The sequence below is a fragment of the Granulicella sp. dw_53 genome, from assembly GCF_018449545.1.
Lineage (GTDB): Bacteria > Acidobacteriota > Terriglobia > Terriglobales > Acidobacteriaceae > Edaphobacter.
The window spans coordinates 117,311-130,777 of record NZ_JAAVUR010000007.1; the positions used below are offsets into that span (position 1 = coordinate 117,311).

Sequence of the window (13,467 nt, forward strand, 5' to 3'; positions counted from 1 at the left end):
GGGTTATATGAAAATCTTAAATGTGGTTTGCAGGGTTGCCCTGCTGTCGAGCGTCGGCGTGTGCTCGTTGTGGGCGCAGATAACTACGACTCGTTTGACTGGAACGGTGACGGACGCCTCGGGAGCTTCGCTGGCGAAGGCGCAGGTGACGATCACGAATGAGCGCACGGGCGCACAACGGGTCGTGATGACGAATGAGGATGGGTCTTTTATCGCGGTCTCGCTTCCACCTTCTGAGTATGACGTAAAGGTTGTTGCCGATGGATTTGCCGGGACCGAGGTTAAGGACCTGGTGCTTGGCGTCGGACAAGCGGCGACGCATGATTTCTCACTGGCGGTTGCGGGAAGCGAGTCCAAGGTAACGGTGGATGCGGGCGAGATGGTGGCTCTGGACACCTCCTCGGCGAAGATCGGCGGGAATGTGGCGAGCCGAGAGATCGCGAATCTGCCGATCAACGGACGGCAGATCTCGCAGCTTTATCTGCTGGTGCCGGGTGCGACGAACGCGGGGACGGGGACGTTCGACAATATTCGGTTCTCGGGGCGGGCGGTGGAGCAGAACATTATCCGGCTGGATGGGATCGAGGCGACTTCGATCATCGATACCTCTCCGGGTAACTTGAACGGCGAGCTGACCTCGTTGTTCCGGCTGCAGCAGTCGCTGGAGGCGGTGCAGGAGTTCCGGGTCGACTCTTCGAGCTATCCGGCGGAGATGGGGACCGGGACGGGCGGGCAGATCAGCTTCATTACGAAGTCGGGAAGCAACCGGGCGCATGGATCGGTGTTCGAGTATGGCCGGAATGACTTTTTCGATGCGCGGAACACTTTCAATCGACGGAATACCACCGGGAACTCGCCGAAGTTTCGGCTGAATCAGTTTGGTGGGTCGTTTGGCGGGCCGATTGTGAAGGACAAGCTGTTCGGGTTTGCGAACTATGAAGGGCTGCGGCAGATATGGGCTGCGCCTTACTCGCAGGCGACGCTGAGCAACTATGCGAAGTCGCAGATCTCGGCTTCGAGTCCGGTGTTTCCGGTGCTGGCGGCGTTTCCGACCGATCCTTTCAGCCTCGCGAGCGAGCAGGCCGCCGGTACGTTGCAGCAGACGGTGACGGTTGTGGGGAAGAACAAGATCAACGAGGACTTTGGCGCGATCCGGTTCGACTATCACATCAACGACCGCTTCAGCATGTATGCGCGGTACAACCGCGATCAGGGAACCTCGGTGCAGGTGCAGGATGCTTCGCTGAGCCAGTTCGGCCAGGTGGCGGTTCCGCAGAACGGCGTGTTGGCGCTGAACCAAGTATGGTCGCCGCGGATCTTCAACGAGACCAAGTTCGGCTACAACGGCATCAAGGAGCGGGTGCTGGGCATCGCGGGGCCGAGTCCGTCGGCGGATCTGAGCCGCGCGCGTATCGCTATCGCGGGCTTGACGAACGTTGGATCGCTGATCAGTCTTTCGAGCTCGTTCAATGGCGTGGGCGCGCCCTATACCGGCCAGACCTTCTCGTATATCGACAATCTGTCCGTCGTGCGGGGCAGGCATAGTTTGAAGTTCGGGGTGGAGGTTCGTCCGATCTCGCTCTATAACAACCAGATCGGCGGAACGACCTATACCTACAACTCCATTGGGACGTTTATCACCAATGCTCCGAGCCAGATTCAGTTCTTCGGCGACCTGAGTGACCTTAGCCCGTTCACCGGGTTGAGCGGCAATGCGCAGGTGAAGCAGAGCTACTACATCGGCTACGCGCAGGATGAGTGGAAGCTGCGGCCGAATCTTACCTTGAGCTTTGGGCTGCGGTATGAGTACTTCTCTCCGCTGCATGAGGTTCGGAACAAGAACGTGGTCTTCGACATGACGCAGGGGACGATCCTTCCGAAGTTCGCGGGCGATTGGTACAAGAGCTCGAAGGCGAACCTTGGGCCGCGTCTGGCGTTGACGTGGGCTCCGCGGGCGTTGAACAACGAGACGGTGATCCGGATTGGTGGCGGCGTGTTCTACGGACCGGGTCAGACGGAGGACCAGATTCAGCCGGAGGCGAATGACCGGGTGAGCCGGACGTTTACCTCGGGCAAGGTGTATCCGATCAATCCGGCGTCAGATGTGTATGCCGGGTATGACATCAACAGCCCAACGCTGGGCTTCCAGCCCCGTGCGTATGCACCGGGATACAGGGTGCCGGAGCGGGTGACGACGTATACGGCTTCGGTGCAGCAGCAGTTGCCGGGACAGATGCAGTTCATGGTGGCGTATGTCGGATCGACGGGGCGAAATTTATTCCTGCGGTCGATTACGAACCTGATCACGAGCGTGACGACGAATTCTGCGACCGGTGTCGGTACGGCGGTGCGGCAGTTCGGCGGGAGGTTCGCGGAGATCGACTACAAGACGTCGGGCGGCACGGACCAGTACCACTCTCTGCAGTCGACCTTGCAGCGGCGTTTTGCGCGTGGCCTTTCGATGGGCGCGCAGTACACCTGGGCGAAGGAGCTGGGGACGTCGAGCGGATCGAACGAGGCGACGACCTCGCAGAGTCCGTACAACTTCCTGCTGGACTATGGACGCGGAACGTTCGACATACGACATACGCTCAACGCGACGGTGCTGTACGACCTGCCGTTCGGACATGGCAGAGCGCACTCGTTCTCGGGGCCGATGGATGTGGTCGCGGGAGGCTGGCAGGTGGGCGGGATTGTGAACTTCCGCAGCGGCGTGCCGATCGATGTGCTGATCACGCGGCCGGACCTGTCGTATGTAGGCAAGCCGGGAACGTCGGTTGCAGGACAGACCTTCGCCTCGCCGGTGTTGATCGGCGGCGTGGTGCAGACGACGGCGGTGGCAAACGTTCCAGGTGGCGGCAACTCGCGGAATATTCGCCGGCCGGATGTGGTGCCGGGTGTGAATCCATACCTGAAGTCGGGCAAGCAGTTCCTGAATCCGGCGGCGTTTACGACTCCGGCTGCGGGATCTTTCGGCAATGCGCGGAGAAACGACTATACGGGGCCGGTGTTGTCGCAGTTGGATATGACGCTGAGCAAGTCGGTGCGGGTGTATGAGGGATATAGCCTCGACTTCCACGCGGACGCTTACAACGTGCTGAACAAGCCGAACTATGCGAATCCGGGAACGGTACGTCTGAACCAGACGCTGGCGACCGCGCCGGGGAATGGAGCGCAGCCGGGAACGCCGTTCACGCTGAGCAATGCAGGATCGTTCGGACAACTGACGTCTACTGTGGGCAATCAGGTAGGCATCGGAGCGAACCGGCAGATCCAGTTGTCGCTGCGGCTCTTGTTCTAAAGACACTGGTAAGAAGCAAGCAGAAGGGCATTCACGCGAGTTGCGTGGGTGCCCTTTGTTGCGTTGGGTAGGTGCGTTCGATTTACGCAGTGGAGTTTGTCTCGCATGAGATTGCGTCGCGATGATGGCGATGCGGACGTCGCGATGCAAGAGTTGGAGGTTGAGCTGATCGAGTTTGCGTGTTCCTTTATGGCTTAGGGACGCATTTGTCGGCTGCGCGTCTTACAATGAGCAAGGACGAATGGCGCGGACAAGTTTAGAAGAGATGATGCGACGGGTAATGTTGGTGGCGGCTTGTGTGCCTTTGGCGCTGCTGACGGGATGTCCGCAGAAGGATGCCGCCACTTCCGGGAAGATGCCCGCGCAGGCTACGGCGCCCACCGCAACGCAGAACAACGGAGCAGCCGCGGGTGGAGCGGCGGCAACGACGACGACGGGGCAGTCAGTCGACAACGCCGCGAAGGCCTACAAGGCACAGCAGATTATCAATCAGGCGGAGCAGGCGTATCGCAGCGGCGTGGAGAACTATCGCGCGGGACGGCTGGATGCGGCGCGGCTGGACTTCGACACCGCGGTAGATGGATTGCTGACCAGCGGGATGGATCTGAAGGGCGATGAACAGCTCTCGGACGAGTTTACGCATCTGCTGGACGCGGTGAACTCGCTGGAGATGTCGGCGCTGAAGCAGGGGAATGGATTTTCGCCGACGCTGGAGGAGGCGCCGCTCGATGCCGCGAACGAGGTGACGTTTGCGCCGAACGCGGAGCTGACGGCGAAGCTGGCGGCAGAGTTGAAGACGACGCAGTCGGACTTTCCGCTGGTGGTGAACAACTATGTGGCGGGCTTCATCAGCTACTTCACCAACTCACAGGGCGGTCATGCGCATCTGCTGCGGTCGCTGGAGCGGGCGGGGAAGTACAAGGAGATGATCTCGAAGAACCTGCTGGAGCAAGGCGTTCCGCAGGACCTCATCTACCTGGCGGTAGCGGAGTCGGGCTTCCAGCCGCAGGCGCTGAATGCGCGGTCGGGTGCGGGTGGGATGTGGCAGTTCATGCCAACGGGTGCGTACGGACTGGCGCGCAACGGGTGGTTCGATGAGCGCTTCGATCCGGAGAAGTCTTCGGTGGCGTACGCGAAGTATATGAAGATGCTGTACAACCAGTTCGGCGACTGGTACCTGGCGATGGCGGCGTACAACTGGGGGCCGGGCAATGTGCAGCGCGCGGTGATGAAGACCGGATACGCCGACTTCTGGGAGCTGTACCGGCGCAACGTGCTGCCAGCCGAGACGAAGAACTATGTGCCGGGTATCATCGCGGCGATCATCATGGCGAAGAATCCAGAGCAGTACCGGCTGGACAAGATGGTGCCAGAGGCGGCGGTGATCTCCGATACGGTGAGCGTGGACTATGCCATCGACCTGCGATTGGTTGCGGATGTGACGGATGCCTCGCTGCCGGAGATCGTGGCGCTGAATCCCAGCCTGCTGCGCATGACGACGCCGCGGGACATGATGTTTGACCTGCATCTGCCGATAGGGACGAAGGACACGTTCGCCGAGCGCATCAAAGATATTCCCGAAGACAAGCGGACGAGCTGGCGGTTCCATGTGATGAAGAACGGGGAGACGCTGGATGGAGTCGCGACGGCGCTGCACGGGAGGGCGAGCGAGATCGCAGCCGTCAATGGAGTCGACGCGGGACTGACCGTGGCTCCGGGAGACGAGCTGGTCGTGCCAGTGGCGACGGTCGCGAGCACCGCGCGGACGCAGCGCTACACGGTTCGGCGGAGCGATACGCTGGTGACGGTGGCGGATCGATTTAATATTTCGGTCGACGAGCTACGGAGTTGGAATCATCTGCGCTCGAGTACGTTAAGTGCAGGGCAGAGTTTAAATGTCGCGGCTCCGGTTCGGCTTGGTCCGGTGACGCGAGTACGCGCGAAACGCGCGCGTGGCGCGGCTGGATCGTCGAGGTCGAAAGGCGTTGAAGCGAAGGGATCTGCAGTGAAGAAAGGCGGTGGAGCGAAGAGTAGCTCGAAGTCTGCATCTAAGAATTCGAGTGGAAAGGCAGCGAGTGCGTCGACAAAAAAGAGGTCGAAAGCTGCACGATAAGACACCTCAATAAAAAGAGTGCTTGCCTTCGGTAGCGGACGGATGCACTCTATTGCTAGAATCGTGCGCGACGTGGAGCACAATTCCGTTGCATGCAGGACCGATGTGGCGGAGAGATGAAGCGAGCAATCAGAGAAGACCAGGGGATTAGAGAATGATGTTCGATGAACCGATCAAGCTGTATGCATCCGCTGCCGATGAGGATCACGACCTCGGCGACGACATGGATGACGATCGCCACCACTTCGATGATGACGACGAAGAAGAGGAGGTCACGATGACCTCCGACGACGACGATGACGACGAACTGGATGAGGACGACGACGAAGAGGATGACAAACTCTTCTCGGGCGAGCATGCGGAAGACGCAAAGGTCTTCGCTCCTCCCTCAAGCCCGGTCGGCAACTACACGCCCGCGGAGACGGAGTCTGTGCTGCCGGTGACGAGCGAGACGGAAGCTCCGGTGGCAGTGAAGTCCACGAAGAGCGTGAAGGCCGCGGCGAAGAAAGCTGCGGCAAAGAAGGCCGTTCCCGCCAAGACGGTTGCCGCGGTGACTAAGGCTGTCCCGGCGAAGTCTGCACCGTTGAAGAAAGCTGTCCCTGCCAAGAAGACTGTCGCTGCCAAAAAGACCGCACCTGCGAAGAAGGCCGTCGTGAAGGCTGTAGCGAAGAAGACCGTCGCGAAGAAGGCTGTAGCGAAAAAGGCGGTAGCCAAGAAGGTGGTAGCCAAGAAGGCTCCGGCCAAGAAGAGTGTGACGAAGAAAGCCGCCACCAAAACGATATTGAGATCTGCCGCGAAGAAGTCCAGTGCTCTACGCGGCGGTAAGGTCGCCTCTAAAAAGGCGGCCGGCACCAAGAGCACTGCCAGCAGTAAAAAATCAATGAAGAGAGGTATTACCTTGGCAACCAAGAAAGCAGCAGCAAAGAAGTCTCCCGCAAAGAAGGCCGTAGCAAAGAAGGCTCCTGCAAAGAAGGCCGTAGCGAAGAAGGCCCCGGCAAAGAAGGCAGCAGCAAAGAAGTCCCCCGCAAAGAAGGCAGCAAAGAAGTCCGCAAAGAAGTAACTCGTAGCTAAGGCAAGCAAAAAGGCCCGGTCTGCTCATTGAGCGCCCGGGCCTTTTTGCGTCTGGAGATAAGTTTGGAAGCGACGGTTACTTCTTGGCAGCTTCGATCTCGGCGATGACCTCTGTGCTGTGCGTGTTGGGGTCGACCTTGGGCCAGTACTTTACGACCTTGCCGTTGGGGGAGATGAGATAGGTTTGGCGCGAGGCCATCTTCATATCGCCGTGGACGTTGACGGGAACTCCGTACTGATCGACGACCTTGTGGTCGGGGTCGGCGAGGAGCTTGAAGGAGAAGGTGTCCTTGGAGCACCAGGTCTTGTGGCCTTCGACGGTATCGAGGCTGATGCCAAGCACAACGGCGTTGAGCGAGTTGTACTTAGGCTGGTCGCGCTGGAAGTTGTGGGCTTCGATGGTGCATCCGGTGGTCTGGTCCTTGGGGTAGAAGTAGACGACAACCCACTTGCCTTTGTAGTCGCTAAGGCTAACAGGCTTGTCTTCCTGCGAGGGAAGGGTGAAGTTGGGGGCGGTTGTGCCGATGGCGATAGCGTCGGCGGCGTAGGCGCGGAGGCCGAGGTTGCCGGCGGTGGCGATTGCCAGAATTGCTACGAGAGAGAGTGCCTTGCGCATGATCGATCCTCTTGAGACGGGGTGAGTGCAGGTAATAGTTGGACGGGGCCGTGGCAGCGCAGGTTTCAATCACCACGGTCGCTAGCGGCGATTCTACGCTGCGGAAGAGAGCGTTGGCTCCGAAGCGAAGGCCATTTTCTGTCTGAATTTTGTCTGATTTTCAGTCTGCTGAAACGGTAATTCCAGCCGCATTGGCTGCCGAGACGATGGCGGATTCGTCAAAGAGAAGAGTCCTGCCGGCCTCGATCGCCAGGCAGGTGGCTCCGGCTGCTTGCATGGCCTGGATGGTTGGAACCCCAATGACTGGGACGTCGAAGCGCATGTCCTGATTCGGTTTGGCGACTTTGACCACCGTAAGGGAGCGGCGGAGCGTTGTTTCGTCGCCGGACACTTCGGAGTTGAGGAGGGCTCCGGCACGGGCGATAGTGGCGTCGGTGCCTTCCATGGCCTCGACGGCGATGCAGGCCTGTGCGGCGATGACGACGGTCTGGCCGAGGTCGTATCCGGCGATGGCCCGGGCCACGGTGCGGCCGTAGGCGATGTCTTTCAGCTCGTCTTCGGTGGGGTGGCGAGCGGTGAGCACGCCGGCCTTGGCGAGGAGCGGCTCGAGGTACTGGGTGGAGGAGACGAGCTCGATGCCTTCATCGGCGAGGACCTTGGCGATCGCGCCCAGAAGCATATCGGTGTTGCGGGTGCGAAGGTTGAGCAGGAGTTTGGCGAGGCGCCAGTCGGGGCGGATGGAGGAGAAGATCTGCTTATGCTTGACCTGTCCCGCCATGGTGGCGCGTGTGACGCCCTCGCGCTGGAAGACTTCGATGAGGCGAGAGAGCTCGCCGAGCGAGAGCCAGTGGAGATGGATCAAGGGGTCGGCTGCGGCGCGGGCCTCGATCTCGGGATCGGTCTCTTCCTTCAGGGCGGCGACGACGACGGTGAGGCCGTGGGCGCGGGCGGCGTCGAGGAGAAGAAAGGGAAAGCGGCCGTTGCCGGCGATGAGGCCGAGTTTATTCATGCGCTGGTCTCAGTTTAGCGTGGGCGTTCAGCGGAATTCGTCCCACAGCTGGAGCTCGGCGTCGAAGGGCTTCTCTTCGACGTGGCTGTCCGGAGCGAGGATCATAGTGGAGCGAGTGGTCGGGTCGTATTGCGGCCATTGGGGAAGACCGCGAGCCGCTGGTGCATTGCCTCGAATGAAGGCGACCCAGGCCTGGTGGATCTGCTTCGACAGCGGTGCGGCGGTGGGATCGGCTACTTCGATCTGATCTAGTTGTTGCCAGACGAGGCTGAGGTCGATGGAGTGGAATGCCTCGCCCATCTGTCTGCCGGTGGGTTTGGTGTAGTCGAGGCGATACATCCAGGTAGACCCTCCGGTGCGAGAGTGCGCGTCGGCCAGGCGAATGCTGGGCACCCAATACTCCTCCGCTGTGACGGCGCGGACGCGGAGCTGGTCCTCGGGCATGTCGGGGTAGACGGTCTTGTATTTGGCGAAGACCTCGTTGAAGTGGGGGAGGTCCAGGTTGCCGAGATCGCGGCTGGTGGGATCGGACGTAGGATGCGGGCCGAGGAAGAGGGCGCTCTCGTCGCGGTTAGTCCCGATGAGGAGGCGCTTGCCCGTAGAGGAGGCGGCTGAGATGAGGTCGACGGGGCGTTGAGGAAGGAAGCTATCCCCGGTCTCGGAGCGAAAGCGAAAGTGGCGGTCAGAGGTCGATATCAGCCGAGCCTCGGTGGCGATGAGCGAGACCGGCGACGCGGTGCGGAGGTCTTCGAAGCCAGGATTGGGTGAGGGATGGGCGGTGCGCCAGAGATTGCCGTAGTCGCTGGCAACCTTGGCGGCCTGGTCCAGGCTCAGGACGCGTTCGCCTCCGCCGCTCTGGGAGATTGCGGACTGGAAGAGATTGCGAGATTGAGGCAGCGCCATCAGGGCGGCGGTGGCCTTGGCTCCGGCGGACTCTCCGCCCACGGTGACGCGGTCAGGATCGCCGCCAAAGGCTCCGATGTTGTCGTGAACCCACTGCAGCGAAGCGACGAGGTCGTGGAGCGCGTTGTTGCCGCTGCCGGCATAGGAAGGGCCGAGGAGCGGGCCGAGATCCATGAAGCCGAAGACGCCGAGACGATAGGCGACGCTGACGAGAACGATGTTTTCGAGGGCGAAGTTCGTGCCGTCGAAGAGTGAGGCGAACGAGTGGCCGCCGGTGAAGCCTCCACCATGGATCCAGACGAAGACCGGGAAGGGGCCGCGACCCGGGGGAGCCCAGATGTTCAGGTAGAGGCAGTCCTCGCTTTGAGGCAGAAAGGGCTCGTAGGGCTGCATCGCGGCAGGAGCGAAGGTCGTAGCATCCCTGATGTCCTTCCAGGGCTTGAGAGGGGCTGTGGGGCGGAAGCGGAGCGAGCCTACAGGAGGTTGAGCGAAGGGGACTCCGCGGAAGATGCGGATGCCCTTCGACGATTCGCCGCGAAGCTTTCCGCTGGGAGTTGAGACGACGACCGTGGAGAGGGTCGGATCGGCGAGGAGAGCGCTGGGGCTGAGGGCGAGCGCGGCGAGGGTCGCGCTGCTCTGCTGCAGAAAACGGCGGCGAGAGAGGGCTCCAGAACCGTTCTGGTTCGAGCCCTCGCTGCCGCCGTGTCTGCTATTTGCCATTGCGCACTTCTTCGGAGAGGTGGATGGTGCGGTTTGTCTTTGCGGAACGGCGCGCGGCGTCGAGGATGCGGACTACGGCGATGTTGGTATCGAGTGAGGTAAGGTCCTGCCGGGGTTGCAGTGTGTTGTTCAGGACCGCCACCAGATAGTTGAGCGAATTGTCCTGCGGGGCAGGCAGCGCGGGAGCGGTCTGCAGATGTTCCGCTGCCTCTCCGGGGAGCCGAACCCGCATCTGGTCGGTGCGCTTCGTGTCGAGGTACACGGTATCGACGTAGCCCTTGGCCCCGTAGACCTCCATGTCCTTACGGTCGAAGGGCCAGTTCCAGGAGCCTTGCACGATGACCTGCGCGTGGGGATAGGTCAGGACGATGGTGCTGTCGTCGTCGACGTTGGGATAGATCGAGGGCTTGATGTGAAGGGTGACGGCGGAGACGGTAAGCGGAAGCTCGCCGTGCATGAACCAGGTGGCGAGATCGACGCCGTAGCAGCCAAAGTCGAAGAGAGCTCCTGCGCCGTTCTGTACCGGGTCGGTCAGCCAGGAGAGGAACTCGGGTCCGACGCCGATCTCCTGCGGGCCGCGGTGGCCGTCGTGGACGACGAGCTTCCGCAGATCGCCTATCGCGCCGTCCTGGAGCATGGTGTGAGCGGCGGTGTTGTTGGCGTACCAGGTGGTCTCGTAGTTGGTCAGGACGGGGACGTTGTACTTCGTCGAGAACTGCTGGATGGCCAGGGCGTCTTCGACGGTGGTGGCGAGAGGTTTCTCGACCATGGCGGCGATGTGGAGCTGGGCAGCCTGTTCGATGGCAGCGCGGTGGCCGGCGATGGAGGTGTAGACCAGGATGGCCTGCGGATGGGTGCTCTGCAGCATGGCCGCTTCCGTGGGGAAGAAGAGGTTCGCCGGGAGATGGGTGCGGGCGATGTATCGTTCGCGCAGGGCGGCGTCAGGCTCGGCGATGCCGACTAGCTGGACTTCGGGGTGCGAGGGAAGGCTGCCCAGGAAGCCCTGGACGTGTCCGTGGACGAGGCCGACGATGGCCACGCGGATGGGTTGTTGCTGGGCAGAGGCGGTGTTGGGTCGCAGCGAGGTGAGGAGGAGAGCGGCAAGGAAGAATAAGCGCGGAGAGGTCATAGACAAATGGGCACCGGTTTACCTGTGTTGCTCAGAGTTGCGCTCTGATGCTGTTACTTGATGATGCCTCGTTCACTGCTGGCGATGAAGTCGGCTAGGTATTGGACGTGTTCGGCCTCGGGAGCTTCCGTGAGAGTAGCGCGAATCGCGGCGAGGGCGTCTGAGGTGTTGAGCTTGCTCGCCTGCAGCAGGCGATAGGCGACACGGAGCTGTTTGATCTGGATCGGGGTGAAGCCTCGGCGCTCCAGACCTACCTTGTTGAGTCCGTAGGCGTGGTTGTTGCGTTCGATGCTGGTGAGGGAGTACGGAAGAACATCCTGCGTGATGGTCGTTCCGCCACCGATGTAGGAGTACTTGCCGATGCGGCAGAACTGGTGAACGGGGCAGAGAGCTCCTACGACGGCATAGTCCTCTACGATGACGTGGCCGGCGAGCGTGGCGGAGTTGGCCAGGATGCAGCCGTTGCCGATGTGGGAGTCGTGGCCGATGTGAGTGTAGGCCATGATGAGGCATCCTGATCCTACGGAGGTTAGACCTCCTCCACCAGCGGTTCCGCGGGAGATCGTGACGTACTCGCGGATGGAGTTGTCGTCGCCGAAGGTGAGACGAGTGGGCTCGCCGTTGTACTTGAGGTCCTGCGGGGCGATGCCGAGACAGGCGAAGGAGTAGATCTTGTTGCGGGAGCCGAAGGTCACATGACCGTCGAGGACGACGTGGGAGACGAGTTCGCAGTCCTCGCCGAGGATGACGTTCTCGCCGAGGATGCAGTAAGGTCCGACGGTGCAGCTGGCGGGAACTTGCGCGCCTGGAGCTACGATCGCGGTGGGATGGATGCTCACTCGGTGGGAGCCTCGGGCGTTGGAGTCTCTGCTGGGGTCTTCTTGGGGCGTGCGACGAGCTGGCACATGATCGTCGCTTCGCAGGCGACCTTGCCCTCGACGGTGGCGATGCCGAGCATCCTGACCGCGCGGCTGCGCCATTGGAGGATGGTGATCTCGAAGCGGAGTTGATCGCCAGGAACGACAGGACGGCGGAAGCGGGCGTGTTCGATGCCGGTGAAGAGCATCAGGCGATCCTCGCGGTCCGGGAACTCGGTGAGGAGAAGCGCTCCGCCAGTTTGGGCGATGGCTTCGACCATGAGAACGCCTGGCATGATCGGAAAGCCGGGAAAGTGTCCTTGGAAGAAGGGTTCGTTGATGGTTACGTTCTTGATGGCGACGATTCGCTTTTTTCGTTCGATCTCAAGGACGCGATCGATGAGGAGAAAGGGATAGCGGTGGGGCAGGATGGCCATGATCTCGTTGATGTCCATCGTCTGCTGGGTCTGCGAGGTTGCTTCTATGTTCGACTCTTCACTCATGGCAGTGTTGAGTATAAATGTCTTGCTGCCTGGACATCGATGTTCTGCCAGCATTTGCTGCAGCAGATCTGCAGTGAAGGCGCTCAAGAGGAAGCTGTGAGCGCCTTTCACTGCGTGATTGTTGAAAGAGCCTAGGCGGCGGGTGCGACGTGGCCGCTGGGAGTAGAGAGGGAGATTTCCAGCTCTTCCGGGGTCATATCGATGGAGACGTCGGCGAAGAGGGGAGTGCTGAGGTAGCGCTCGCCGGTGTCGGGCAACATGCAGAGGATGGTCGAGCCTTTGGGGGCTTCGGCGGCTACCTGGAGGGCTCCGGCGAAGGTGGCTCCGGAGCTGATGCCGACGAAGATGCCTTCCTGAGTGGCTAGTTCGCGGCTCCAGCGCATGGCCGCAGCGTTGTCGATGCGGAGGACCTGATCGACGTTGTGGGCGTCGACGGCGTCCTGGGTGAGCTTCGAGATGAAGTCCGGGCTCCAGCCCTGCTGGGGGTGCGATGCCCAGGCGGGATGGCTGGCGGAGGGAGAGCCATCGGGGTTGTGGGGCTGCTCGATGCCGCTGGAGAGCATGGGAGCGGCGTCGGGCTCGCAGACGACGATCTTGGTCTCGGGGCGCTTCTCGGCGAGGACGCGTGCGACGCCTTTGAGCGTGCCTCCGGTGCCGAAGCCGGTGACCCAGTAGTCGAGCGGACCGCCTTCGAAGTCGCGGAGGATCTCCTGGGCTGTGGTCTTCGAGTGCATGTCGGCGTTGGCTTCGTTGCTGAACTGCTCGGTGCGGAACCAGCCGTTCTTCTCGGCGAGCTCATCGACCTTCTTGACCATGCCTGTGCCGCGCAGTCCGGCAGGAGTGAGGATGACCTTGGCTCCGAGGAAGCGCATGAGCTTGCGGCGCTCGATGGAGAAGGACTCGGCCATGGTGACGACGAGCGGATAGCCCTTCTGGGCGCAGACCATGGCGAGGCCGATGCCGGTGTTGCCGCTGGTGGCTTCGATGACGGTCTGGCCGGGCTTGAGTGCGCCGCTGCGTTCGGCGGCCTCGATGACTCCGAGGGCGAGGCGGTCCTTGACCGATCCGAGAGGGTTGAAGGCCTCTACTTTGACGTATAGCTCAATGCCTGCGGGGGCGAGTTTGTTGATACGGATAACCGGTGTATTGCCCACGGTGCCGAGGATGTTATCGAACTTCATGAAGTGAATCTCCTTTTCTGGGCAAAGCCAGCTACGCACTCAAACAGCATCGCATCGAGCTCGC

At 61.3% G+C, this 13,467-nt stretch carries 10 protein-coding genes; 3 read left to right on the forward strand and 7 right to left on the reverse strand.

Annotation, left to right across the window (positions count from 1 at the left end):
• Nucleotides 1-7 precede the first annotated feature (7 nt).
• The 3 genes from HB393_RS12460 (at nucleotide 8) to HB393_RS12470 (ending at nucleotide 6,474) form a co-directional block, all read left to right on the forward strand.
• On the forward strand, nucleotides 8-3,301 hold the full coding sequence (locus HB393_RS12460; RefSeq protein WP_213805507.1) for a TonB-dependent receptor: 3,294 nt from the start codon (nucleotides 8-10) through the stop codon (nucleotides 3,299-3,301).
• A gap of 265 nt (nucleotides 3,302-3,566) precedes the next feature.
• A complete protein-coding gene (locus HB393_RS12465) occupies nucleotides 3,567-5,414 on the forward strand; it encodes a lytic transglycosylase domain-containing protein (protein ID WP_255551039.1) in 1,848 nt (615 codons plus the stop codon).
• Nucleotides 5,415-5,568: 154 nt separating this feature from the next.
• The gene (locus tag HB393_RS12470; RefSeq protein WP_213805509.1) at nucleotides 5,569-6,474 is read left to right on the forward strand and encodes a hypothetical protein; all 906 of its coding nucleotides are present in this window, start codon (nucleotides 5,569-5,571) and stop codon (nucleotides 6,472-6,474) included.
• A gap of 87 nt (nucleotides 6,475-6,561) precedes the next feature.
• On the opposite strand, the gene HB393_RS12475 is transcribed toward HB393_RS12470, so the two are convergent.
• The 7 genes from HB393_RS12475 to HB393_RS12505 all read right to left on the reverse strand — a co-directional run bounded on the left by HB393_RS12475 (nucleotide 6,562) and on the right by HB393_RS12505 (nucleotide 13,403).
• Nucleotides 6,562-7,101, reverse strand: a complete 540-nt coding sequence (locus HB393_RS12475; protein ID WP_213805510.1) for a peroxiredoxin — start codon at nucleotides 7,099-7,101, stop codon at nucleotides 6,562-6,564.
• A gap of 160 nt (nucleotides 7,102-7,261) precedes the next feature.
• Nucleotides 7,262-8,110: a UDP-2,3-diacylglucosamine diphosphatase LpxI gene (gene lpxI / locus HB393_RS12480; protein ID WP_213805511.1), complete on the reverse strand. Its 849-nt coding sequence runs from the start codon at nucleotides 8,108-8,110 to the stop codon at nucleotides 7,262-7,264.
• A 27-nt stretch (nucleotides 8,111-8,137) separates the two neighbouring features.
• Entirely contained in the window at nucleotides 8,138-9,733 is a 1,596-nt protein-coding gene (locus HB393_RS12485; RefSeq protein ID WP_213805512.1) for a carboxylesterase/lipase family protein, read from the reverse strand.
• Nucleotides 9,723-10,862, reverse strand: coding sequence for a Gfo/Idh/MocA family oxidoreductase (locus HB393_RS12490; protein ID WP_213805513.1), 1,140 nt, complete (start codon nucleotides 10,860-10,862; stop codon nucleotides 9,723-9,725). Before HB393_RS12490 ends, HB393_RS12485 begins: the two co-directional genes overlap by 11 nt.
• 53 nt (nucleotides 10,863-10,915) lie before the next feature.
• Complete coding sequence (lpxA, locus tag HB393_RS12495; RefSeq protein WP_213805514.1) at nucleotides 10,916-11,701, reverse strand: acyl-ACP--UDP-N-acetylglucosamine O-acyltransferase; 786 nt, start codon at nucleotides 11,699-11,701, stop codon at nucleotides 10,916-10,918.
• Entirely contained in the window at nucleotides 11,698-12,222 is a 525-nt protein-coding gene (gene fabZ, locus HB393_RS12500) for a 3-hydroxyacyl-ACP dehydratase FabZ (protein WP_213805515.1), read from the reverse strand. Before fabZ ends, lpxA begins: the two co-directional genes overlap by 4 nt.
• Before the next feature lie 131 nt (nucleotides 12,223-12,353).
• Nucleotides 12,354-13,403: a PLP-dependent cysteine synthase family protein gene (locus HB393_RS12505; protein WP_213805516.1), complete on the reverse strand. Its 1,050-nt coding sequence runs from the start codon at nucleotides 13,401-13,403 to the stop codon at nucleotides 12,354-12,356.
• Nucleotides 13,404-13,467 lie beyond the last annotated feature (64 nt).